Here is a 24484-nt window from a genome sequence, read left to right on the forward strand (position 1 = left end):
CGAGTTCGAGGCCCAAGGCGGCTAACCCACCGGTGTCCACTTTTGCGTAGGAACACTCCGGCTGCGCCGCCGCTCAGTTCAAGCGTTAGGCGTCGAGGAGCGTAGGATGCTCGCAACCTTAATTTTCACAGCGGCGCTAGCATTACTGCCAGCGCGCGAATCAACTTCCACGCCATTTGGCGGCCTTTCAGGCTTAACGTCCCAGTTGTGCTTCGAGCGCCGCGAAGACGATGGCTCAATGAATGGTCATCCCAGTACAGTCGGCGTTTACACCAAGCTCGGCGGTTCCATCCCCAATTACAGCGTTACCCTCTCCGGGGGCCAAGCCGCGTGCGTTTTCGTTACGCCGGGGACGTATACAATTCTGGTCAGTTCCAATCAATTTATCGGTCCAATCGGCGATGCTCCTAGCATCCCAAATACACAGAAGTGCCGGTCGCAGCCTTTTCACGCAAGCCTCAAGGCAAAAGAGAGAATCACCCTAAGTGTGCGGCCCGCGCGCTCAGCGGCAAACGGTGGCGGCTACAGCGACTGCGGTTGGGTCATCCAGCCTCGCGGTACGTCACGTAGCATCAAGTTTGAGGGGGACGGCTCCGCCGCCGCTTAACTCCAGCGTTAGAGCCTATGAACATCTTCGCTCTATTGCTCGGAGCGTCTATCGGGCTGTTGAGCTGGGCGTTCACGCGTTTCTCCTACGCTGCGGGGTGAATGGTTGCGCTGCGTGGTTGGGCATCCGGCTACCCCTGCCGATCTTCAAGGATGCAAGTTCATGCGGCGGTCTCGACCGGATGGGTGCGCATCTTATGCATCAACTTAACCTGTTGGCGTGCAGGCTTTGCGGGTAGATTTGGTCTTCGGTGCGAAGGTGGTGCACCAGCGCGCCAGCACCGTTGTCACGCGTACCGCCCGAGGCCCGGGATGCTGCGCCCCCTCATGGAGAAATTCGCCTCATGCCGACCCCTCGTTCGGATGCCTTGGTCTTTTTCGGCGCCACCGGTGACCTCGCCTACAAGAAGATCTTTCCCGCCCTGCTGGCGATGATGACGCGCGACGGGCTGGATCTGCCGATCATCGGCGTGGCGCATTCGGGCTGGGACGTGGAGCAGCTGCGGCAGCGCGCCCACGATAGCCTGGTCGAGGCGGCGAAGCATGACGGCGGCGAGCTGGACGAGGCCGCGTTCAAGAAGCTGTCGGCGTGCCTGCGTTATGTCGATGGCGATTACAACGACGCGGCAACGTTCACCGCCCTGAAGCAGGCGCTGGGCGAGGCGAAGCGGCCGCTGCACTACCTGGCCATTCCGCCCAGCCTGTTCGGGGTGGTGGCGAAGGGGCTCAAGCAGGCCGGCTGCGCCGACGATGCGCGGATCGTGGTGGAGAAGCCGTTCGGCCGCGACCTGGCCTCGGCCCGCGCGCTCAACCGGACCCTGCACCAGGTGTTTCCGGAGTCGGCGATCTTCCGCATCGATCATTACCTGGGCAAGGAGCCGGTGCAGAACCTGCTGTACTTCCGTTTTGCCAACACCGTGCTGGAGCCGGTGTGGAACAACCGTTACGTGGACCGCGTACAGATCACCATGGCCGAGGAGTTCGGCGTGGACGGCCGCGGCGGCTTCTACGAGGGCGTGGGCGCGATCCGCGACGTGCTGCAGAACCACCTGCTGCAGGTGACCTCGCTGCTGGCGATGGATGCGCCGATCGGCAACGACCCCGATGCCCTGCGCGCGGAGAAGCTGCGGCTGTTCCGGGCGATGCGTCCGCTGGACCCGGCCGAGGTGGTGCGCGGCCAGTTCAACGGCTACCGGCAGGTGGAGGGCGTGGCCGCGGATTCCAACGTGGAGACCTTCGTGGCGCTGTGCCTGCACATCGACACCTGGCGCTGGGCCGGCGTGCCGTTCTACATCCGCGCCGGCAAGCGGTTGCCGCTGACCACCACCCAGGTGCTGGTGGACATGAAGACGCCGCCGCTGTCGGTGTTCGACCCGATCGGCGCGCCGCAGTCGAACTACTTCCGCTTCCGGCTCAGCCCGGAGGTGGTGATCGCCGAAGGCATGCGGGTGAAGAAGCCGGGCGAGGAGATGCGGGGCGAGGCGGTGGAGCTGGTGGCGCGGCACGATTCCGGACCGGAGAAGTCGCCGTACGAACGCCTGCTGGGCGATGCGATCCGCGGCGACAACGGGCTATTCACCAGCGACGAATGCGTCGAGGCAGCGTGGGCGGTGGTCGACCAGGTGCTGGCCCATGAGGGGCCGGTGGCGTTCTATGAACCGGGCAGCTGGGGCCCGGATGCGGCAGCCGCCATCGTCAGCGATGATGAGGGCTGGCACGACACCCGACCGGAGCAGAGCACGCCATGTTGACCGACCGCACCTCCGAATCCGCCGCCGTGGTGTTCCTGCTGGACGTGGACAACACCCTGCTCGACAACGACCGCTTCGGCCGCGACCTCAGCGACACCCTGGACGCGGCCTTCGGCGAGGCCGAGCGCGAACGCTACTGGGCGATCTACGAAGAGCTGCGCCAGCTCGGCGGCGTGGCCGACTACCTGGGCGCGCTGCAGCGTTTCCGCAGCGGGCTGGACAACGAACCCTCGCTGCTGCAGATGTCGAACTACCTGCTCGAATACCCGTTCGCCACCCGGCTCTATCCGCATGCGCTGGACACCGTGGCGCACCTGCGCACGCTGGGCACCACGGTGATCCTGTCCGACGGCGACGTGGTGTTCCAGCCGCGCAAGATCCAGCGCGCCGGGCTGTGGCAGGCGCTGCGCGGCGAGGTGCTGGTGTACGTGCACAAGCAGCAGATGCTGGTGGCGATGCAGCAACGCTACCCCGCCGCGCATTACGTGATGGTGGACGACAAGCCGCAGGTCCTGGCCGCCATGAAGCAGCGGATGGGTCATCGGCTGACTACCGTCTTCGTGCGCCAGGGGCATTACGCCGCCGCGGCCGCCACCGAAACGATCGACCCCGCGCCGGACATCACGATCGCTCGCATCGGCGATCTGCGCGGGCGTAAGCTTGATGACTTTCTGCCGGCGGCTCCGGTCATCGCCCTGGCAGCTGATGGAACCTCCCCCCGAAACCCGTCGTGAAGCGACATGGAGCAAGCATGAAAGCGACCCGCCAATTGCACGACCTCGGCCAGAGCCTGTGGCTGGACAACATCACCCGCACCCTGCTCGATGACGGCACGCTGGCGCGCTACATCGAAGAGGATTCGATCACCGGACTGACCTCCAACCCCAGCATCTTCGACGCGGCGATCAGCGGCGGCGACGCCTACGACGCGGGCATCCACGCCAAGTCGCTGGTGGGCATGCAGGGCGAGGCGCTGTTCACCGAGCTGGCGCTGGAAGACCTGCGCCGCGCGGCCGACCTGTTCCAGCCGGTGTTCGAGTCGACCGGCCAGGTGGATGGCTGGGTCTCGATGGAGGTCTCGCCGCTGCTGGCCGCCGACACCGCCGGCTCGATCGCCGCAGCCCGCCACATCCACCACAAGGGGCGGCGCGACAACCTGTTCGTGAAGATTCCCGGCACGCCCGAAGGCGTGCCGGCGATCGAGGAAGCGATCTTCCTGGGCATTCCGATCAACGTGACCCTGCTGTTCTCCTGCGCCCAGTACGAGGCCGTGAGCGAGGCCTACATGCGCGGCATCGAGCGCCGCCTGCAGGCCGGACTGGACCCCAGGGTGGGCTCGGTCGCCTCGCTGTTCATCAGCCGCTGGGACGTGGCCAGCAACAAGCAGCTGCCCGACGAGTTGCACAACAAGCTGGGCATCGCGGTGGGCCAGCAGACCTATCGCGCCTACCGGCAGATGCTGGCCTCGCCGCGCTGGCAGAAGCTGGCCGACGCCGGCGCGATGCCGCAGCGGCTGCTGTGGGCCAGCACCGGCACCAAGGATCCCAACGCATCCGACACGCTGTACATCAGCGCCTTCGCCGCGCCGGAGACGATCAACACGATGCCGGAGAAGACCCTGCACGCGTTCGCCGACCACGGCCAGCTGCACGGGGTGATGGACGTGGACGGCGGTGATGCCGACGCGGTGCTCGCGCGCATCAGTGCGGCCGGCGTGGACATCGAGCAGCTGGCACTCACGCTGCAGCGCGAAGGCGCCGAAGCCTTCGTCAAGTCGTGGCACCACCTGCTCGACGGCATCGCCGAGAAGGCCCGCCAGCTGGCCGAGAAGTCCCAGGGGCCGGCGCTGAAATGAGCCAGGGCACACTTACCCGCCTGCCGCAGTGGCAGGCCTTGCAGCGGCATTTCCAGGACATCGGCGGCAAGCACCTGCGCGAGCTTTTCGTCGCCGATCCGAAACGCGGCGAGGCGCTGACCGTCGAGGCGGTGGGCTTGTACCTCGACTACTCCAAGCAGCGCGTGGACGCCGACACGCTGCGCCTGCTGTGCGAACTGGCCGGCGCCCGCCAGCTGCCGCAGCGCATCGAGGCGATGTTCAGCGGGCGCAAAATCAATACCACCGAGGATCGCGCCGTGCTGCACGCGGCGCTGCGCGCGCCACGGGGCGAGCAGATCCTGGTCGACGGCCACGACGTGGTGGCGGACGTGCACGCCGTGCTCGACCGCATGGCCGCGTTCTCGGAACAGGTGCGCAGCGGCGCGTGGAAGGGCCACAGCGGCAAGCCGATCCGCAACGTGATCAGCATCGGCATCGGCGGCTCGGACCTGGGCCCGGTGATGGCCTACGAAGCGCTGCGCGATTACAGCCGACGCGACATGACGTTCCGCTTCGTCTCCAACGTCGACGGCACCGACTTCGCCGAAGCGGTGCGCGACCTGGACCCGGCCGAGACCCTGTTCATCGTCTGCTCGAAGACCTTCACCACGCTGGAAACCCTGACCAACGCGCACGCGGCGCGCGCGTGGAGCGTGGCGGCGCTGGGCGAGGAAAGCGCGGTGGCGAAGCACTTCGTGGCGGTCTCCACCAACGCCGAAGGCGTGGCGAAGTTCGGCATCGACACCGCCAACATGTTCGGCTTCTGGGACTGGGTCGGCGGGCGCTATTCGATGGATTCGGCGATCGGCCTGTCGACCATGCTGGCGATCGGCGCGCACGGTTTCCGCGAGATGCTGGCCGGCTTCCACGCGATGGACGAGCATTTCCGGCACACCCCGCTGCAGCACAACCTGCCGGCGATCATGGGCCTGCTGGGCGTCTGGAACGCCAACTTCCTGGGCGCCGCCACGGTGGCGGTGCTGCCGTACGAGCAATACCTGAAGCGCTTTCCCGCCTACCTGCAGCAACTGACGATGGAGAGCAACGGCAAGCATGTGACGCTGGACGGCGCGGCCGTCGACTACGCCACCGGACCGATCTACTGGGGCGAGCCGGGCACCAACGGCCAGCATTCGTTCTACCAGCTGATCCACCAGGGCACCCACATCGTGCCGTGCGACTTCATCGGTTTCGGCCAGACCCTGAACCCGATCCCCGCCCAGGGCGGCGGCGACCAGCACGATCTGCTGATGGCCAACCTGATCGCCCAGGGCGAGGCGCTGGCGTTCGGCAAGACCGCCGACGAAGTGCGCGCCGAAGGCACGGCCGAGGCCCTGGTGGCGCATCGCACGTTCGAGGGCAATCGCCCCAGCAGCACGATCCTCGCCGCGAAGCTGACGCCGCACAGCCTGGGCACGCTGATCGCGCTGTACGAGCACAGCGTGTTCGTGCAGGGCGTGATCTGGGACATCGATTCGTTCGACCAGTGGGGCGTGGAGCTGGGCAAGCAGCTGGCAAAAACCACCATCGCCGAACTGATCGCGAAGGACGAGCCCTCACTGGATCACGACAGCTCCACCAATACCCTGATCCGTCGCTACCGGCAGCTGCGCGACGGTCATCCCTGACGGTACGGAGCGCACGCTGTCCACGAGGGACTCCCTTCGGACAGCGTGCGCTCCTGCGAAATACGCCCACCCGTCGCATCACTCCAGAGAACCCATGAGCCAGAAGATCAGCCCCCTCGCCGGCAAGCCGGCACCGCAGTCGATCCTGGTCGACGTGGCGAAACTGCTCGCCGCCTACGCCGACACCCGGCCCGATCCGTCGGTGCCCGCGCAGCGCGTGGCGTTCGGCACCTCGGGTCATCGGGGCAGCTCGCTCGACGGCAGTTTCAACGAGTGGCACATCCTGGCGATCAGCCAGGCGATCTGCGAGTACCGCAAGTCCAAAGGCATCGACGGCCCGCTGTTCATCGGCGCGGACACCCATGCGCTGTCGCAGCCGGCGTTCGAGAGCGCGCTGGAAGTGCTGGCGGCGAACGGCGTGGACGTGATGGTCTCCAGCGGCGGCGAGTTCACGCCCACGCCGGCGATCTCGCACGCGATCCTGGTCTACAACCGTGGTCGCACCACGGGACTGGCCGACGGCATCGTGATCACGCCGTCGCACAACCCGCCCGACAACGGCGGCTTCAAGTACAACCCGACCAACGGCGGCCCGGCCGACACCGACATCACCAAGTGGGTGGAGAACCGCGCCAACGCGTTGATCGAAGCCGGCCTGAAGGACGTGAAGCGCATGCCGTTCGCGCAGGCGCGCAAGGCAGCGACCACGCACGATCACGACTACCTCAACAGCTACGTCGCCGACCTCGCCAGCATCATCGACTTCGACATCATCCGCAGCGCCGGCGTGCACATGGGCGTCGACCCGCTGGGTGGCGCCGGCGTGCATTACTGGGCGCCGATCGCCGAGCGTTACAAGCTCGACCTCACCGTGGTCAGCGAGGTGGTTGATCCGCAGTTCGCCTTCATGAGCGTGGACTGGGACGGCAAGATCCGCATGGACCCGTCGTCGAAGTACGCGATGCAGCGGCTGATCGGATTGAAGAACCAGTACGACGTGGCGTTCGCCTGCGACACCGACCACGACCGCCACGGCGTGGTCACCCGCTCCAGCGGCCTGATGGAGCCGAACCATTACCTGTCGGTGCTGATCGACTACCTGTACCGCCACCGCCCGCAGTGGAGCAGCAACGCCGCCGTGGGCAAGACCGTGGTCACCACCGCGCTGATCGATCGCGTGGTGAAGCGGCTGGGGCGCCAGTTGTACGAGGTACCGGTGGGCTTCAAGTGGTTCTCCGAAGGACTGTTCGACGGCGCGCTGGGCTTCGGCTGCGAGGAAAGCGCGGGCGCCTCGCTGCTGCGCCACGACGGTTCGGTGTGGACCACCGACAAGGACGGCCTGGTGCCGGCGCTGTTGTCCGCCGAGATCACCGCCCGCGAAGGCCGCGACCCGGGCGAGCTGTTTGACCGGCTCACCGGCGAGCTGGGCCGACCGTACGCGAACCGTCTCGAGGCAGCGGCCACGCCCGCGCAGAAGGCGAAGCTGTCGAAGCTGTCGCCCGACCAGCTGAAGAGCGACCAGCTCGCCGGCGAGAAGATCGAGCAGGTACTGGACAAGGCGCCGGGCAACGGTGCGGCGATCGGCGGCATCAAGGCGGTCGCCGCCAACGGCTGGTTCGCCGCCCGGCCGTCCGGCACCGAGGCGATTTACAAGATTTACGCGGAAAGCTTCAAGAGCGAAGAACACCTCAAGAGCCTGCTCGACGAGGCACAGAAGATCGTCGACGCCGCGCTCGCCTGATCGTGGGCTTGGGTCTTCTGGGCGACGTCATTCCCGCGAAAGCGGGAATCCAGTGACCTCAAGGCCGCCGACAGGGAGAGGCACTGGATCCCCGCTTTTGCGGGAATGACGGTGGTTGCCTCGCACCATTCCCCCACACTGGAGAACATCATGTCCCACGACCTCGACCAGCAATGCATCAACATGCTTCGCTTCCTGTCGGTGGACATGGTGCAGAAGGCCGACAGCGGCCACCCCGGGCTGCCGCTGGGCGCGGCGCCGATGGCCTATGTGCTGTGGACGCGGCACATGAAGTTCCACCCGGCCGATCCGCACTGGGCCGACCGCGACCGTTTCGTGCTTTCCGCCGGCCACGGCTCGGCGCTGCTGTACAGCCTGCTGTTCGCCAGCGGCTACGACGTGTCGCTGGACGACATCAGGCAGTTCCGCCAGTGGGGCAGCAAGACGCCCGGCCATCCCGAGTACGGCCATACGCCCGGCGTCGAAGTCACCACCGGGCCGCTCGGCCAGGGCCTGGCCAATGCGGTGGGCATGGCGCTGGGCGAGGCGCAGCTGGCGGCGACCTACAACCGCGAAGGCCATCGCATCATCGACCACCACACCTACGCCATCGTCAGCGACGGCGACCTGATGGAAGGCGTGGCCAGCGAGGCCGCGTCGCTGGCCGGCCATCTCAAGCTGGGCAAGCTGATCTGCCTGTACGACGATAACTACGTGACGCTCTCGGCCGGCACCGACATGACGTTCTCGGAAGATCGGGGCGCACGCTTCGACGCGTATGGCTGGCAGACCATCCATGTCGACGACGGCAACGACGTGGACGCGATCCATGCCGCCCTGCGCGCCGCCCGCGAGGACACCAGCCGCCCGTCGCTGATCCTGGTGCGCACGCACATCGGCTACGGCTCGCCCGAACAGGACAGCTACAAGGCGCACGGCTCGCCGCTGGGCGTGGAGGACGTGAAGAAGACCAAGCAGAAGCTCGGCTGGCCGGTGGAACCGGACTTCCTGGTGCCCGAGCCCGCGCTGGCGCACATGCGCGAGGCGCTCGAGCGTGGGGCGAAAGCCCAGTCGGACTGGGACGGGCGGATGAGCGCCTACGCGGCGGCCTTCCCCGAGCTGGCCAGGGAGTTGCGCGACCGCCTTGGTGGCGAGCTGCCGCAGGGCTGGGACGCGGACATCCCGCCGTTCCCCGCCGACCCGAAAGGCCTGGCCACCCGCGTGGCCGGCGGCCAGGTGATGAACGCGTTCGCGAAGAAACTGCCGGCGCTGTGCGGCGGTTCGGCCGACCTCGATCCGTCCACCTTCACCGCGCTGAAGGGCTTGGGCGATTTCAACCCGGCGGTCACCCCGGGCGAAGACACCGAAGGCTCCGACGGCGGCGGCTGGAGCCGCGCCGGGCGCAACTTCCACTACGGCGTGCGCGAACACGCGATGGCCGCGATCAGCAACGGCCTGGCCGCGCATGGCGGCTTCATCCCGTTCGACGCCACCTTCCTGATCTTCTCCGACTACATGCGCCCGGCGATCCGGCTGGCCGCGCTGATGGGGCTGCACGTGGTGCACGTGTTCACCCACGACAGCGTGGCGCTGGGCGAGGACGGCCCCACCCACCAGCCGATCGAACAGCTGGCCAGCCTGCGGGCGATCCCCAACCTCACCGTGATCCGTCCCGCCGACGCCAACGAGACGGCCGAGGCCTGGCGCGTCGCGGTGAGCTCGAAGAAGCATCCGGTGGCGCTGGCGCTGACCCGGCAGAAAGTGCCGACGCTGGACCGCACGCAACATGCCGGCGCCGAGGGTTTGCGTCATGGCGCCTATAACCTGCGCGACGCCGCCGACGGCAAGCCGGCGTTGATCCTCATCGCCAGCGGCTCGGAAGTCAGCCTGATCCTGGCTGCCGCGGACAAGTTGCAGGCGGGCGGCGTGTCCGTGCGCTGCGTTTCGATGCCCAGCTGGGAGCTGTTCGACGCGCAGCCGCAAAGCTACCGCGACGTGGTGCTGCCACCGGACGTGGGCGCCAGGCTGGCCGTGGAAATGGGCGCCACGCAAGGCTGGCTGCGCTACGTGGGCGAGCGCGGCGACGTGCTCGGCATCGACCACTTCGGCGCCTCCGCGCCGGCGGAAAAGCTGCTGCAGGAATTCGGCTTCACCGTCGACAACGTGGTGAAGCGGGCAAAGGCGCTGCTGGGCAAATAGACCCGCGGACACGACGAGGCCGGCGGATCGCAGCGATCCGTCGGCCTCGTTGTTTCAGATGCTCAGTTGCGCGACTGCAATTTCGACAGCAGGCGCAGCAGTTCCAGGTACAGCCAGACCAGGGTGACCACCAGCGCAAACGCGCCGTACCACTCCATGTACTTCGGTGCGCCGGACTGGGCACCGGTTTCGATCAGGTCGAAGTCGAGGATCAGGTTCATCGCGGCGATCACCACCACCACGGCGCTGAAGCCGATGCCCAGCATGCTGCTGCCATTGATGAAGCCCATCGAATGGCCGAAGAAACCCATCGCGAAGTTGGCCAGGTACAACAGCATGATGCCGCCGGTGGCGGCGACCACGCCGAGCTTGAACTTCTCGGTGGCGCGGATCAGGCCGCTGCGGTAGGCCAGCAGCATCGCCGCCATGGTGCCGAAGGTCAGTCCCACCGCCTGGATCACGATGCCCGGATAACGCATCTCGAAGATCGCCGACAGCGCACCGATGAACAGGCCTTCGGCCACCGCGTACAGCGGCGCGGTGTAAGGCGCCCAGGTCTTCTTGAACACGGTGACCAGGCCGAGCACCAGGCCGCCGATGCAGCCGCCAAGCACCAGCGGCATGATCGTGGGCAGGCTGTCCGGGCCGCTGAAGCGGCTCCAGCTGACGAACGCACCCACCAGTACCAGCAATAACAGCAGCCCGGTCTTGTTGACCGTGCCGTTGATCGTCATCGCGTCGTCGCTGCGGGTGACCACGGCGCCGCTGGCGGCGTCGAGGAAGGTGTTCTTGTTGAGCGCCGGATTGCCGCTTTGCATGATCTGCTCCCGAGGTTTCCCCCATCCTAGCCCGGTCCATCGCGGTTTTGCAGCCTCCTGCGCCAATTCGCCGTTGCGCCGCGGCGCGGAAACTACGCGACAATGAGCGCTCGTTGAACCTCGTGGAGCCCTGATGAATCCTTCCACCCTGCGTATCGCCACCCGCAAGAGCGCGCTCGCGCTGTGGCAGGCCGAGCACGTCGCCGCGCTGCTGCGCACGACGCACCCGGGGCTGACGGTGGAGCTGGTGCCGATGAGCACGCGCGGCGACGAGATCCTGGACAAGCCGCTGGCCACGATCGGCGGCAAGGGGCTGTTCCTGAAGGAACTGGAAGTGGCGATGCTGGAAGGCCGCGCGGATCTGGCCGTGCATTCCCTGAAGGACGTGCCGGCGGAACTGGAACCCGGCTTCGTGCTGCCGGCGATCCTGCCCCGCGCGGACGCGGCGGATGCCTTCGTCAGCAACGACCACGCCGAGCTGGCGTCACTGCCCCAGGGCGCCCGGGTGGGCACTTCCTCGCTGCGCCGGCAGGCGCAATTGCGGGCGTTGCGGCCGGATCTTCAGCTGCTGGATCTGCGCGGCAACGTGGGCACGCGACTGGGCAAGCTCGACGCCGGCGACTACGACGCGATCGTGCTGGCCTGCGCCGGGCTGGAACGACTGGGCCTGGCCGCGCGCATCCGTTCGCGACTGGCCGCGCCGGACTGGCTGCCGGCACCGGGCCAGGCGGCGATCGCGATCGAGGCACGCGGCGACCAGCCGGCCGTGCTCGCCTTGCTGGCCGCGCTGGACGACGCCGACACCCGCCTCACCGTCACCGCCGAGCGCGCGATGAACCATGCGCTGGGCGGCAGTTGCACGGTGCCGGTGGGTGCGTGGTGCATGCTCGGCGAACACGGCCTGCACCTGCGCGGACTGGTCGGTGACGCGAGCAGCGGCCGCCTGCTGCATGCCGAAGCAAGCAGCCCCGTGGAACAGGCGGAGTCACTGGGTCGGCAGGTAGCCGAAGCCCTGCTGGCGCAGGGCGCGGGCGAGATGCTGGGGTAGAAGCGGGAAAGGGGAACAAGGACTCTGAGCTTCGCGCTCTTCCCGTTCCCCGTTCCCTGTTTCCGCTCTTCCCTCAGAAACTGTAAACCAGGTTCGTCGTGGTCAGCGTGTCGGTTTTCTTGGTGCCGGGCAGCACGTCGCTGTTGTGGCGGAGCTGGAAACCCACCTTCAGCGCCAGCTTCTTGGTCATGCTGACGGCGAGGCCCGCGTCGTTCTGCAGGTAGGTGTTCTTGGAGCCCGCTTCCATCAGGAAGGTATCCTCGAACGCGGTGTTCTCGGTGAGCTTGAACTTGTAGTTGATCAGGCCGCGGCCGACCATTTCGCTTTCGGTCGGCTGCTGCTGGTGCACCACCGCACCGTCCACCACCACATCCACGTCGGCCGGGCGGTAGCGCTTGTAACCGGGGCCGATTTCGAACGACAGCTCGTTGCGGCCGTCCTTCAGCGCGATGTAGCCGTAACCCAGCGAGACGATGCCCTGCCACAGGTTGGCGCCGAAGTCGTCGTGCTCGTAGCGCGCGGCGCCCACGATGTAGCTGCGCGGATCGAGCTTGAGGCCGACCGAGGCGCCGCCGTCATAACGGTTCGCGGTGGTGTTGAACTGCTTGATCGTGTTGCCGTCGGTGTCGACCAGGGTCTGCTGGCTCTTCGAGCGCAGCGCGTCGACGAAGAAGTTGTTCTTCCACTGCTCGTTTTCCTGGCTCAGGCCGAGCTTGGCGTTGATGTTCTCCGAGCGCGAATTGCCGGTGGACGAGGCGAAACCGAATTCGCCCGAGCCACTCCAGCCGCCGTTGGCGGCCTGGGTGTCGGTATCCTGGGCCTGGACGGCGAAGCTCGAGAAGGCGGCCAGCAGCAGGCCGGCGATCAGGGTCTTTTTCATCGGGGCGATCCATTTGTTAAAAGATGGTAAGGCCGCTACCTTAACGTGGCGGTTTGAACTGCCAATGAACGTTCCGGAAAATCACGGGAACGGATTCATTCCGCTGGCGGGAAGCCCCCGCGCCAGGGCCGTTTCATAGACATGCTGCTCGATCATCTTGCCGAGCAGGCAACTGGGAACGGCCAGCGCGGACGCCAGCAGCCCGCCGCCGAATCGGTCGGTGAACAACAGGGCCGCGCAGGGCAGCACGTAGATCAGCAGCGCGGCGGCGACGCGGGGCAACGACAGGTGCTGGACGTACAGGTCATGGTCGCTGCCCTGGGCCGGCGCCAACGACTGCCAGCGCATGCCTTCGAGCAGGCCCAGCAGCAGGGCCAGCGCCAGCAACAGCAGGATCCACGGATAGGCGCCGTCGGGGCCTGGCCCGCCCTGCATCATCACGCACAACCACAGCCACAGGCCGCCGCCATACCAGGCGGTGACCAGCCGGCTGACCGGCAGGGAGGAGGACATCCGCTGCAGGTCGGGTGAAAGCTGGCTGCGGAAGCGGTACGCGCTGTGCACCAGGCTGACCAGGCTGCACAGCAGCAGGGCGACCCCGGCCATGCGCATCGACAACACGTGTCCGTGCCCGTCACCCAGCACCAGCAGCAACAGCACGGGCAGGAAGCAGGCCAGCGCCATCCACGCCGCCCGTTTGGGCCAGCGGCGTTCCGCCGGCGGCCCGCCGTACCACGCGGTGTTCGCCGAAAGACGCAAGCCGCCCAGGGCCAGGCCCGCGCACACCAGCGCCGTGCCCAGCACCAGCGGCATCTGCATCGCGCCGTTGCCGATCTGGTTCATGCCCAGGGTCAGGCCCATGCCCAGCCAGATCCACAAGCCGTAGCCGCTGACCGCCAGCACGCGCAGCAGGATCTCGGCGTAACTGGATCGCGTCGTCCCGGCATGGGAGCGGTCGTGCGTGCTGGTGACGTCTGTCGGCAATTCGCGGCTGGGCGACATGAGGCATCCGATGCTGGTTTCGACCGTGCCGGCGGCGACTTGTGAGCAACGCAGGCCGCCTCCATGCTACACAAGGCCTGCCATCGACGAAACGCCGACGCCCCATGGATCGCTACGAACGCATACTGACCCTGCACCGGCTGCTGAAGTCGGCGCACTACCCGATACCGCTGCCGCGCCTGCTCGACGAACTGGAATGTTCGCGTGCCACGCTGTACCGCGACGTGGCCTTCCTGCGCGATGCATTGCGCGCGCCGATCGAAAGCGGCGGCAACGACCAGGCCGCCGCATTCCGCTACGAGCTGGGTGAAGGCGAGAAGTTCGAACTGCCCGGCCTGTGGCTGACCTCCGACGAGCTGGCCGCCCTGCTGGCGCTGAACGAGCTGATCGGCCGCTCCGGCCCCGGCGTGCTGGCCGGCGCACTGGCGCCGTTCAAGTCGCGCATCGAGGGCCTGCTTTCCAACCACGACAACGGCAAGGCGTTGCCGATCGAGCGGATCAGGGTGATTCCCTGGGGCGAGCGCAAGCTCGACCAGCAGGTGTTCCGCACGGTGGCCGGCGCGGTGCTGCAGCGCCAGCAGCTGCGCTTCCGCTATCGCGCGCGCACCACCAATGCCGACAGCCGCCGCACGGTGTCGCCGCAGCGGCTGACCCATTACCGCGACAACTGGTACCTGGACGTGTGGGATCACGACCGCGAGGCGCTGCGCAGCTTCGCCGTCGACCGCATGGCCGAGGCGCACGCGCTGGACAGCGCCGCCATCGACGTCCCCGACAGCGACCTCAACGAACTGCTCGCCTCCAGCTACGGCATCTTCGCGGGCAAGCCCAAGGCCTGGGCCACCATCCGCTTCTCGTCGCACGCGGCACGCTGGGTCGCCGACGAACACTGGCACTCGCAGCAGAAGGGCGAATGGCTGCCCGACGGCCGCTACGAACTGAAGCTGCCCTACTCCAACTCGAAAGAGCTGCTGATGGACGTGCTCAAGTACGGCCCGGATGCGGAGATCGTGACGCCCATGTCACTGCGCGAGGAGATGAAGATCCTGCTGCAGCTGGCATTGGGCGGATACGCCCAGCCATGACTGGCGCTACCACTCCTCGGTGGCATTCGCACAACCCGGATGCACGATGAAGCGACTCCCGCACGGCACGTTTGCCTCCTCTCCCCCTCGGGGGAGAGGATTGAGGTGAGGGCCGGTGTACGACGAAACTTGATCGAAGCCGGCTTCGATGCTGGCTCCAGGCGGGGGGGGCCCTCTCCCCAACCCTCTCCCGGAGGGAGAGGGAGCAAACGCGAAATGCGCTTTGCTTTGTTGAAGCGGCCTCCCCCTTGCGGGGAGAGGGAGCAAACGCAAAGAAGCGCTTTAGCTCTATTAAAACGGCCAGAACTTCGGAATCAGCCACATCGACAGCGCGCAGAAGATCAGGATCAGCGGGATACCCACCTTCATGAAGTCGGTGAAGCGATAGCCGCCGGCGTAATAGACCATGGTGTTGGTGGGATAGCCGACCGGGGTGGCGAATGACGTCGCCGCGGCGAACGCCACCGCCACCACGAATGGCCGGGGGTCCACCTTCATCGCGTGGGCGACCGACACCGCGATGCCCACCATCAGCACCACCGAGGGGTTGTGTCCCATCAGCTCGGTGAGCAGGGCGGTGAGCAGATAGACCATCAGCAGGGCGGCCAGCGGGCCGTGTTCGCCGACCACGCCCAGGCCCATCTGCACCAGTTCCTGCGACAGGCCGCTGCGCTCGATGGCGATGCCCAGGGGCAGGATCGCACCGAGCAGGATGATGATCTTCCAGTCGATGCCTTCGTAGACATCCTTGCGGCCGAAGCAGCCGGTCAGCGCCATGGCGATGGCGCCGCAGATCGCCGCGATCGGAATCGGCAGCCAGTGCAGGCCCGAGGCCACCACCACGCCGGCCATGATGGCGGCCGCGTAGAACGCCTTGCGCGGCGTGCGATGCGTTTCCTCGCGCTCGCTCAGCACGATGAAGGCCTCGTCGTTGCGCAGGTTCGACAGGGCGTCGTCGTCCACCAGCACCAGCAGCACGTCACCTACCGCGAGGCTGACGTCGCTGAGCTTGTCGCGCAACAGCTGGCCGCGCCGGTGGATGGCCAGGGCGACCGCGTCATAGCGCCAGTTCAGGCCGGTCTCGTCGAGCCGCCGGCTTTCCATCGGGCTGGCCGGCGCCACCATCAGCTCCACCATCACCCGCGAGCGGTCGTCGCCCTTGGCATAACGCCGGTCCGGTGCGTTGCGCAGGCCGGTACGGCGCTGGAATTCCTCGATCTTTTCCCAGTCGCCGCGGACCAGCAGCACGTCGCCCACGGCGATCTCCTGGCTGCGCGGCGACCACATGCGCTTCTCGCCCCGCAGCAGCTCCAGCGGGTAGACGCCATAACGCTCGCCCAGCTTCGCATCGGCGATGCTGCCGCCGACCAGCGACGACTGCTCGGTCACCTCCAGCTCGGTGACGTATTTCCCGATGTCTTCCTGCTCCGGCATCTCCGCATCGATGTGGCGCGGCAGCAGCCAGCGCCCGACCAGCATCAGATAGAGGATGCCGACCACGGCGAGGATCACGCCCATGCGGGTGAACTCGAACACGCCGAACGCCGCCATGCCGTGCTTCTGCGCCAGCGTGTCGGCGAGCAGGTTGGACGAGGTACCGATCAGGGTGCACACGCCACCCATCTGCGCGGCGTAGGCCATCGGCATCAGTACGCGGCCCGGCGGCGTATGCGTGCGCTGGCACACGCGCAGCGCCAGCGGCAGGAAGGTGGCGACCAGGGCGATGTTCTTGACGAAGGCGCCCAGCGGCGCGATCGCCAGCATCAGCGCCAGGGTCAGCAGCCAGGGGCGCCTGATCCGCATCAGCCAGCGGCTCAGCGGTTCCAGCGCGCCGGAACGCTCGATGCCCAGGCTCAGCGCGAACATCGCCGCCACCGTCACCGTGGCCTCGTTGCTGAAGCCGCTGAGCGCTTCCACCGGCGTAACGATGCCGAGGATCACCAGGGTCGCCAGCACCAGCAAGGCGACCAGGTCGATGCGCAGCTTCTCGCTGGCGAACAGCGCCATCGCCAGCGCGATCACCGCCACGGTCGCCCAGGCCTGCCAGTTCACGCAGCAAGCTCCGGCCCGCGCACGCGGCTGGGCTTTCGGGCAGAAGCGGGTGATGAAAGAGCCATGCACGATTCCATGTTCGTTGCCGCCAGCCAGGTGCCGCAGCCCTGATCATACTAACCAGCCACCACCACCCTCGCTCGCGGTCGATGCAGCCTGCCAACGGCAACGCCTGCATTTCGTGATTGAATGCCTGCCATGAAAGCACATCAACCCGCGCCTTCTTCCACCACGCCGGACCTGCCCGCCGCGCCACTCGGGCCGACGGTGGCGCTGGCGCTCGGGGCCGGTGGCGCCAAGGGGCTGGCGCACATCGGCGTGATCGAGGAAATCGAGGCGCAGGGCTACCGGATCGTGGCGATCGCCGGCACCTCGATGGGCGCCCTGATCGGCGGCATCCATGCCAGCGGCAAGCTGGAGGTCTATCGCGACTGGGTCTGCGCGCTGGCCAAGCTCGACGTGCTCAGGCTGGTCGACTGGACCTTCACCGGCGGCGGACTGATCAAGGGCGAGAAGATCATCGAGACGATGCGCGGACTGATCGGCGACGTGCAGATCGAGGAGCTGCCGCTGGCGTTCACCGCCGTGGCCACCGACATCGAACGGGGCCGCGAGGTCTGGCTCAGCCGAGGCTGCCTGTTCGACGCGATCCGCGCCTCGATCGCCATTCCCACCGTGTTTCGCCCGCACCTGATCGACGGTCACCGGCTGGTCGACGGCGCCCTGCTCAATCCGGTGCCGGTGACTCCGCTGATCCGCGAGAACGCCGACTACACGATCGCCGTCAGTGTCGACGGCGCGGCCGTGACCAGCACGCCACCGGAACCGCCGATCCGCGACGCGAACGCGTCATCAGGCTACCGCCAGCGCATCGGCGACTTCATCAGCCGGATGATTCCGCATGGCGAGAGCCACCCGCCGGTGCCTGGCACGCTCGACCTGCTGACCCAATCGATGGACCTGATGCAGGCCAACCTGGCGCGGCTGCGCCTGGCCGCCTACGAGCCGGACCTGCTGATCGAGTTGCCGCGCAACATCGCCAGCGCCTACGAGTTCTACCGGGCGCGCGAACTGATCGAGATGGGCCGGCTGCAGGCCCGCGCCGCGCTGGCCAGCTGGCCGCGGGCGGGCACGCCGCAACGCGAGGCGTGACGGGCGCGGCTCAGCGCGGTCCGTGCGAGTGCAGCCAGTTTTCCAGATAGGCCTTCAGCGCCACCGCGTTGTTGTGTTCCTCGTCGCGTGCGCCGTACAGCAGGGTGAGCTTGTGCCGGCTGGCGCGCTGCGCCAGCGGTTGCCAGTGTTCGGCGAGCTTGTCCAGTTCGCTGGCGTAGCGATGGCGGAAGCCGTCCCACAACGCGGGATCGTGCCCGAACCACTGGCGCAACGCGGTCGACGGCGCCAGTTCCTTCGCCCACAGGTCCAGCGGCACCGCGTCCTTCTTCAGGCCGCGCGGCCACAGGCGATCGATCAGCACGCGGTAGCCATCGGTGGTCGCGGCCGGCTCGTAGACGCGTTTGACGGCAATGCTCATGGGCGGTCTCCCGATGCTCCGGATCAGCCGAGGACACCACCCAGCATACGAGCATCCGGACCCGGCGACGTGACCTGGATCAGAGTTCCTCGACCCTGGTCACCTTGCCGCGACGCATCAGCCAGGCCACGCCGCGCAGGTCGGCCAGGCCCACCCACAACCGGTCCAGCATGCCGTACTTGGACACGCCGGCGGTGCGCGGACGATGGCCGACCGGCACGCTCTGGGCGGCGAAACCGGCACGCTTGACCAGCGCCGGCAGGTAGCGGTGCATGTGGTCGAAGTAGGGCAGGCGCAGGAACACCTCGCGCTCGAACAGCTTCAGGCCGCAGCCGGTGTCCGGGGTGGCGTCACGCAGCATGCGCGAGCGCACCGCGTTGGCGATCTTCGAGGAGATCCGCTTGTTGAAGCTGTCGCGGCGGGTGGTGCGCCAGCCGGCGAACAGCCGCGTTTCGGCCGGCGCCGCATCGCGGGCGGCCAGCAGTTTCGGGATGTCGGCCGGATCGTTCTGGCCGTCGCCGTCCAGCGTGGCGATCCACGGCGACTGCGCCGCGCGCACGCCGTTCCACACCGCCGTGCTCTGGCCGCTGCGGGTGACGTGGTGCAGCACGCGCAGTTCCGGATGGCTCGCCTTCTGCGCCGCCAGCACCGCGCGACTGTCGTCGCTGGAATCGTCATCGATGTAGATGACCTCGTAGTCGACCTGGCCGCGCAGGGCGGCGGCGATCTCGGCCAGCAGCGGCGGAATGTTGTCGCGCTCGTTGAAGACGGGGACGACGACGGAGAGTTGCGGCATGGGGAAGGCCCTGACTATTTACGTGAACGTGAAGCGTTGGAGCGAGGAGGTTGGAGCGAGGAGTGAGTGGAGAGGAGTGAGAAACGAGAGAGAGCCGGCACCCCGCAAACGGATGCTTTCTCTCGTTTCTCACTCCTCTCCACTCGTTCCTGCCCCTCAGCGGATCTTGCCGAGGATGCCGTCGAGCTCGTCGTTGCTGTGGTAGTGGATCACCAGCTTGCCGCGGCCGCCACGGCCCTGGGCCAGCTCGACGCGGGTGGCGAAGCGCTCGCCCAGCTCGCGTTCCAGCGCGCTGATGTTCGGGTCGGTCGCGGGCGCGTTCCTGGCCTTGCCCTTGGGCGCGGTCTGCGCGCGGCGGGCGGCTTCCTCCAGTTCGCGCACCGACCAGCCCAGCGTCGAGGCCTGGCGCGCCAGCGGCACGGCGATGGATTCCTCCAGCGTCAGCAGGCAGCGGGCGTGGCCCATTTCCAGCTTGCCTTCGTCGAGCAGGCGCTTGATCGCCTCGGGCATCTCGGTCAGCCGCAGCATGTTCGACACCGAAGCCCGCGAGCGGCCGACCGCATCGGCGGCCTGCTGGTGGGTGAGCTCGAAATCGTCGATCAGCCGCTTCAGCGCGTCGGCTTCTTCCAGCGGGGTGAGGTCCTGGCGCTGGATGTTCTCGATCAGCGCCATCGCCGGCACGGCCGCCTCGGAGACCTGCTTGATCAGCGCGGGGATCTCGCTCATCTGGGCGCGCTGGGCCGCGCGCCAGCGGCGCTCGCCGGCGATCAGCTCGTAGCTGTGCTTGCCCAGCTCGCGCACCACCACCGGCTGGATCAGGCCCTGGGCCTTGATCGAGGCGGCCAGTTCGTCCAGCGCCTCGTCGTTCCAGTGCCGACGCGGCTGGTACTTGCCGGCCTGGATCTGCTGGATCGGCAGCATGCGCAGCTCGCCTTCCTGCGCCAGTACCGACGGTGCGGCATCGCCGTCGCCGCCGAGCAGGGCGTCGAGCCCGCGTCCCAATCCACGTTTTTTCGCAGCAGCCATGCCTTATTCCTGATGGTTGGCGGCCGGCGCCTTGAGCACCGGGCCGCTGTCGCCGTGCGCGGATACTGCCGCCGGCGGTTCGATGTCGTCCACCGGATCGACCGGCCCGCTGCGCGGCAGCCCGCGCTCACGTCGGATCACTTCGCCGGCCAGGCCAATATAGGCGATCGCGCCGCGCGAGCTGCGATCGTACAGATGGATCGGCTGGCCGTGGCTGGGCGCCTCGGCCAGGCGCACGTTGCGGGGGATGATCGAACGCAGCACCTTGTCGCCGAAATGCTGGGTGAGCTGGGCCGACACTTCGTTGCCGAGGTTGTTGCGCACGTCGTACATGGTGCGCAGCAAGCCTTCGATCTCCAGCTTCGGGTTCAGCCGGTGGCGCACCGCCTTGACCGTGTCGAGCAGGCTGGAGAGCCCTTCCAGCGCGAAATATTCGCATTGCACCGGGATCAGCACGCCGTCGGCGGCGGTCAGCGCATTCAGAGTCAGCAGGTTCAGCGAGGGCGGGCAGTCGATCAGGATGGTGTGGTAGTTGTCCGTCACCGTGGCCAGCAGTTCCTTCAGCCGATGCTCGCGGGCCAGCGCATCCATCAGCTTCAGCTCGGCGGCGGTGAGGTCGCCATTGCCCGGCAGCAGGTCGTAATGCGCATCGGTGGACACGATCGCGGCGGCCAGCGGCACTTCCTCCAGCAGCACTTCGCATCCGCTGGCCTGGATGTCGCGCTTGTTGACGCCCGAGGCCATGGTGGCATTGCCCTGCGGATCGAGATCGATCAGCAATACCTTGCGCTTCGCCGCAGCCAGCGCCGCGGCGAGGTTGACGGCCGTGGTGGTCTTGCCGACACCACCTTTCTGGTTGGCGACAGCGATGATGCGGGCCATGGATGGATAGCTACCGTTCGCGAAGGACGGCTAGATTAGCATTGCCGCCGCGGCTTGCCTGCCCGCCCGGCGCCTGGCTCACGCCACGATGCGCCGGCCGCTGTCCGCATCGAACAGGTGCAGCCGCTCGCTCGCCAGGCCCAACGGCACCGCGCTGCCGGGTTCGGGCAGGGCTCGCGGCGCCACGCGGGAGACCAGCGGCTGGCTGCCGTAGCGCAGGTTGAGGAAGACCTCGTTGCCGACCGGCTCGACCACTTCGAGCTGCGCGGTGAGGGCGGCCGTGCCGGACGGTTGCGGCTGCAGGTCCTCCGGGCGGACGCCCAGCACCACCGCACGATCGCGCCACGCCTCCCACGCGGACGCCTGCGGCGGTTCGCCCAGTGCGATCCCGCCCTGACCGGTGACCAGCTTCCAGCCGTCCTGCCGCTGCAGGGTGCCATGCAGCAGGTTCATCGCCGGGCTGCCCACGAAACCGGCCACGAACAGGTTGGCCGGCTTGTCATACAGGTTCATCGGCGTGTCGATCTGCTGGATCACGCCGCCATCGAGCACCACGATGCGCTGGCCCAGGGTCATCGCCTCGATCTGGTCGTGGGTGACGTAGACCATGGTGGCCTTGAGCTGGCGATGCAGCCGGGCGATCTCCACCCGCATCGACAGGCGCAGCTTGGCGTCGAGGTTGGACAGCGGCTCGTCCAGCAGGAACACCTTGGGATCGCGCACCAGCGCCCGGCCCAGCGCCACACGCTGGCGCTGGCCGCCGGACAGCGCGCCGGGGCGCGAGGCCAGTCGGCTCTCCAGCTCCAGCGTCTTCGCCGCGGCCGCCACGCGGCCGTCGATGTCGGCCTGCCTGTGGCCGCGCAGTTTCAGGCCGAAGCCCAGGTTCTCGGCCACCGTCATGTGCGGATAGAGCGCGTAGTTCTGGAACACCATCGCGATGTCGCGATCCTTGGGCGCGACGTCGTTGACCACGCGGCCGTCGATCGCCAGGGTGCCGTCGCTGATCGTTTCCAGGCCGGCGATCATCCTGAGCAGGGTGGTCTTGCCGCAGCCGGACGGCCCCACCAGCACCAGCAGTTCACCGTCGGCGATCTCGAAACTGGCGCCCGCCACGCCGACGTGGCCGTTGGGGTAGACCTTGCGCAACTGATCCAGTTGTACGGCGGCCATCGGCATCTCCGGTGCGGGTGGCCACGATGGCCGTCCCGACGAAGCATGCGCTGGTCTGCACATCGGCGGGGCATTCGGCTATTCTGCCCATGTAATCGTTTACATCAAGCACTTTGATTGCAGGAACCCCGATGACACGCCCCAGTTTCCGATTTCCCGACGGCTTCCACTGGGGTGCCGCCACGTCGGCCTACCAGATCGAGGGTTCGCCGCTGGCCGATGGCGCCGGCCCCAGCATCTGGCAGCGCTTCGCCCACACGCCGGGGATGATGGTGAACGGCGACACCGGCGACGTCGCCTGCGACCACTACCGCCGCTACAAGGGCGACGTGCAGCTGATGAAGGCGCTGGGCCTCAAGGGCTATCGCTTCAGCATCAACTGGGCGCGGGTGCTGCCCGAGGGCACCGGCCGGGTCAATCCGCAGGGACTGGATTTCTACTCGCGGCTGGTCGACGAACTGCTGGAAAACGGCATCGTGCCGAACGCCACGCTGTTCCACTGGGACCTGCCGGCGGCGCTGGACGACCGCGGCGGCTGGCTCAACCGCGACATCGCGCACTGGTTCGCCGAGTACGCCGAAGTGATGTTCAAGGCGCTGGACGACCGCGTGCCGCGCTGGGCCACGCTCAACGAACCCTGGGTGGTCACCGACGGCGGCTACCTGCACGGTGCACTGGCACCGGGCCACCGCAACAAGTACGAAGCGCCGATCGCCACGCACAACCTGATGCGCGCCAGCGGCGCCGGCATCCAGGCCTATCGCGCCCATGGCAGGCACGAGATCGGCGTGGTGTTCAACATCGAGCCGAAATACCCGCACAGCGACAGCGCCGAGGATCTGGCCGCCACCCGCCGCGCGCATGCCTACATGAACGAGCAGTTCGCCGACCCCGCCCTGCTGGGCCGTTATCCGCCCGAGCTGAAGGAGATCTTCGGCGACGCCTGGCCGGACTTTCCCGAAGACGATTTCAAGCTGACGAACCAGAAGGTCGACTTCGTCGGCATCAACTACTACACCCGCGCCGTGGTGAAGCACGACGCGAACGCCTACCCGCTGAAGGCGGTGCCGGTGCGCCAGCCGAACAAGACCTATACCGAGACCGGCTGGGAGGTGTTCGAGCAGGGCCTGACCGACACGCTGACCTGGTTCAAGGATCGCTACGGCGACATCCCGCTGTACATCACCGAGAACGGTTCCGCGTTCTACGACCCGCCGGTGGCCGAGAACGGCGAGCTGGACGACCCGCTGCGCACGAACTACCTGCGCAAGCACCTCAAGGCGCTGCACAAGGCGATCGGGGCCGGGGTGAACCTCAAGGGCTACTACGCGTGGTCGCTGCTGGACAACCTCGAATGGTCGCTGGGTTTCTCCAAACGCTTCGGGCTCTACCACGTCGACTTCGCCACCCAGCAGCGCACGCCCAAGGCCACCGCGAAACTGTATGCCCGGGTGATCGAGAGCAACGGCGCCGTGCTGGACGACTGACCCATCGGAAGCTTTCGCTTCCCCTGCCCCGCAGGGGAAGCTGCCCGAAGGGCTGATGGGGTAGTGCTTTTGCTTTTCGCTGCTCGGAGCGTGGCTGCGCCGCGCGCACCCCCATCCGCCCTTCGGGCACCTTCCCCCGCATGCGGGGGAAGGGATCAGCGGACTGGTCACGGGGGTGGTTTCGGTTAGGCGCCGCGGGCCAGCACCAGCAAGTGGCGTTCGGCCGGCAGGCCCGGCACCGTCAACTCGTGCGTGCCGCGCAGCGCGAAACCCGGCGGAATGCCCGGCAACTCGTCATCCGGCAGCTTGCCCTTCATCGCCAGCCAGATCCCGTCGGGGGCCAGCAGATGACCGCCCCAGCCCAGCATGTCGGCGAGGCTGGCAAAGGCCCGCGCGGTGACGCAGTCGAACTGGCCTTCGACGTCCTCCACCCGCGACTGTTCGGCGCGCACGCCTTCCAGTTTCAGCGAACGGATCGCCTCGCGCAGGAAGCGCACCTTCTTGCCGTTCGAATCCACCAGCAGGATCTGCCGACCGGGGGCGGCAATCGCCAGCACGATGCCGGGCAGGCCCGGACCGGTGCCGAGATCGGCCAGGGTCTGGCCCTGCACGTACGGCAGGATCGCCAGCGAATCGAGCAGGTGGCGGGTGATCATCTCGTCCGGATCGCGCACCGCGGTGAGGTTGTACGCCGCGTTCCAGCGCTGCAGCAAGGCCTGGTAATCCAGCAGGCGCGGCACCGCCTCGGGCGGCAACGACAGGCCAAGCGTGGCGATGCCTTGTTCGAGTCGTGCCTGCAGGGCGTCGCGGCTGGTCATCGGTTCACTCGTCACATGGGGCCGCAAAGTATCGGCGGCCGCTGCCGCGCTTGCCAGCCCCGCCCAAAGAAAAACCCGCCGTGGCGGG

20 protein-coding genes are annotated in these 24484 nt (G+C 67.4%); 10 read left to right on the forward strand and 10 right to left on the reverse strand.

The window, feature by feature from the left end:
- Positions 1-950 precede the first annotated feature (950 nt).
- The 6 genes from zwf (at position 951) to tkt (ending at position 9801) form a co-directional block, all read left to right on the forward strand.
- Positions 951-2357, forward strand: coding sequence for a glucose-6-phosphate dehydrogenase (gene zwf, locus ASD82_RS01775; protein ID WP_056714577.1), 1407 nt, complete (start codon positions 951-953; stop codon positions 2355-2357).
- Positions 2351-3091, forward strand: a complete 741-nt coding sequence (locus tag ASD82_RS01780) for an HAD family hydrolase (protein WP_056714580.1) — start codon at positions 2351-2353, stop codon at positions 3089-3091. The genes zwf and ASD82_RS01780 overlap by 7 nt, the downstream gene beginning before the upstream one ends.
- 17 nt (positions 3092-3108) lie before the next feature.
- Entirely contained in the window at positions 3109-4212 is a 1104-nt protein-coding gene (tal, locus tag ASD82_RS01785) for a transaldolase (RefSeq protein WP_056714583.1), read from the forward strand.
- Positions 4209-5861 (forward strand): glucose-6-phosphate isomerase, encoded by a 1653-nt coding sequence (gene pgi, locus ASD82_RS01790; protein ID WP_056714586.1) that lies wholly within the window; start codon positions 4209-4211, stop codon positions 5859-5861. Before tal ends, pgi begins: the two co-directional genes overlap by 4 nt.
- 94 nt (positions 5862-5955) lie before the next feature.
- A complete protein-coding gene (gene pgm, locus ASD82_RS01795; protein WP_056714589.1) occupies positions 5956-7602 on the forward strand; it encodes a phosphoglucomutase (alpha-D-glucose-1,6-bisphosphate-dependent) in 1647 nt (548 codons plus the stop codon).
- A gap of 150 nt (positions 7603-7752) precedes the next feature.
- A complete protein-coding gene (tkt, locus tag ASD82_RS01800; protein WP_056714632.1) occupies positions 7753-9801 on the forward strand; it encodes a transketolase in 2049 nt (682 codons plus the stop codon).
- Positions 9802-9863: 62 nt separating this feature from the next.
- Here the strand turns inward: tkt and ASD82_RS01805 are convergent, their stop codons facing one another.
- The gene (locus ASD82_RS01805; RefSeq protein WP_056714591.1) at positions 9864-10619 is read right to left on the reverse strand and encodes a Bax inhibitor-1/YccA family protein; all 756 of its coding nucleotides are present in this window, start codon (positions 10617-10619) and stop codon (positions 9864-9866) included.
- A 133-nt stretch (positions 10620-10752) separates the two neighbouring features.
- Between ASD82_RS01805 and hemC the strand changes: the two genes are divergently transcribed.
- Positions 10753-11667, forward strand: a complete 915-nt coding sequence (hemC, locus tag ASD82_RS01810; RefSeq protein ID WP_056714594.1) for a hydroxymethylbilane synthase — start codon at positions 10753-10755, stop codon at positions 11665-11667.
- A 73-nt stretch (positions 11668-11740) separates the two neighbouring features.
- Here the strand turns inward: hemC and ASD82_RS01815 are convergent, their stop codons facing one another.
- Positions 11741-12547 (reverse strand): DUF481 domain-containing protein, encoded by an 807-nt coding sequence (locus tag ASD82_RS01815; RefSeq protein ID WP_056714599.1) that lies wholly within the window; start codon positions 12545-12547, stop codon positions 11741-11743.
- Positions 12548-12628: 81 nt separating this feature from the next.
- Positions 12629-13549, reverse strand: coding sequence for a hypothetical protein (locus ASD82_RS01820; protein ID WP_056714602.1), 921 nt, complete (start codon positions 13547-13549; stop codon positions 12629-12631).
- Positions 13550-13653: 104 nt separating this feature from the next.
- On the opposite strand from ASD82_RS01820, the gene ASD82_RS01825 reads away from it, so the two are divergent.
- Complete coding sequence (locus ASD82_RS01825) at positions 13654-14634, forward strand: YafY family protein (protein WP_056714604.1); 981 nt, start codon at positions 13654-13656, stop codon at positions 14632-14634.
- A 291-nt stretch (positions 14635-14925) separates the two neighbouring features.
- Here ASD82_RS01825 and ASD82_RS01830 read toward each other — a convergent pair whose 3' ends face one another.
- Entirely contained in the window at positions 14926-16686 is a 1761-nt protein-coding gene (locus ASD82_RS01830; protein WP_056714609.1) for an SLC13 family permease, read from the reverse strand.
- A 198-nt stretch (positions 16687-16884) separates the two neighbouring features.
- Between ASD82_RS01830 and ASD82_RS01835 the strand changes: the two genes are divergently transcribed.
- A complete protein-coding gene (locus tag ASD82_RS01835) occupies positions 16885-17838 on the forward strand; it encodes a patatin-like phospholipase family protein (RefSeq protein ID WP_056714612.1) in 954 nt (317 codons plus the stop codon).
- 10 nt (positions 17839-17848) lie between these two features.
- On the opposite strand, the gene ASD82_RS01840 is transcribed toward ASD82_RS01835, so the two are convergent.
- The 5 genes from ASD82_RS01840 to ugpC all read right to left on the reverse strand — a co-directional run bounded on the left by ASD82_RS01840 (position 17849) and on the right by ugpC (position 22091).
- The gene (locus tag ASD82_RS01840) at positions 17849-18217 is read right to left on the reverse strand and encodes a DUF488 domain-containing protein (protein WP_056714614.1); all 369 of its coding nucleotides are present in this window, start codon (positions 18215-18217) and stop codon (positions 17849-17851) included.
- A gap of 79 nt (positions 18218-18296) precedes the next feature.
- The gene (locus ASD82_RS01845; protein WP_056714616.1) at positions 18297-19013 is read right to left on the reverse strand and encodes a glycosyltransferase; all 717 of its coding nucleotides are present in this window, start codon (positions 19011-19013) and stop codon (positions 18297-18299) included.
- 156 nt (positions 19014-19169) lie between these two features.
- A complete protein-coding gene (locus ASD82_RS01850) occupies positions 19170-20039 on the reverse strand; it encodes a ParB/RepB/Spo0J family partition protein (protein ID WP_056714620.1) in 870 nt (289 codons plus the stop codon).
- Between the two features lie 3 nt (positions 20040-20042).
- Complete coding sequence (locus ASD82_RS01855; protein ID WP_056714623.1) at positions 20043-20921, reverse strand: ParA family protein; 879 nt, start codon at positions 20919-20921, stop codon at positions 20043-20045.
- 78 nt (positions 20922-20999) lie between these two features.
- Entirely contained in the window at positions 21000-22091 is a 1092-nt protein-coding gene (gene ugpC / locus ASD82_RS01860; protein WP_056714635.1) for a sn-glycerol-3-phosphate ABC transporter ATP-binding protein UgpC, read from the reverse strand.
- Positions 22092-22222: 131 nt separating this feature from the next.
- On the opposite strand from ugpC, the gene ASD82_RS01865 reads away from it, so the two are divergent.
- On the forward strand, positions 22223-23578 hold the full coding sequence (locus ASD82_RS01865; protein ID WP_056714626.1) for a GH1 family beta-glucosidase: 1356 nt from the start codon (positions 22223-22225) through the stop codon (positions 23576-23578).
- A gap of 185 nt (positions 23579-23763) precedes the next feature.
- Here the strand turns inward: ASD82_RS01865 and rsmG are convergent, their stop codons facing one another.
- Positions 23764-24396, reverse strand: coding sequence for a 16S rRNA (guanine(527)-N(7))-methyltransferase RsmG (gene rsmG, locus ASD82_RS01870; protein ID WP_056714629.1), 633 nt, complete (start codon positions 24394-24396; stop codon positions 23764-23766).
- Positions 24397-24484 lie beyond the last annotated feature (88 nt).

It is taken from the genome of Rhodanobacter sp. Root179, from assembly GCF_001428465.1.
Lineage (GTDB): Bacteria > Pseudomonadota > Gammaproteobacteria > Xanthomonadales > Rhodanobacteraceae > Rhodanobacter.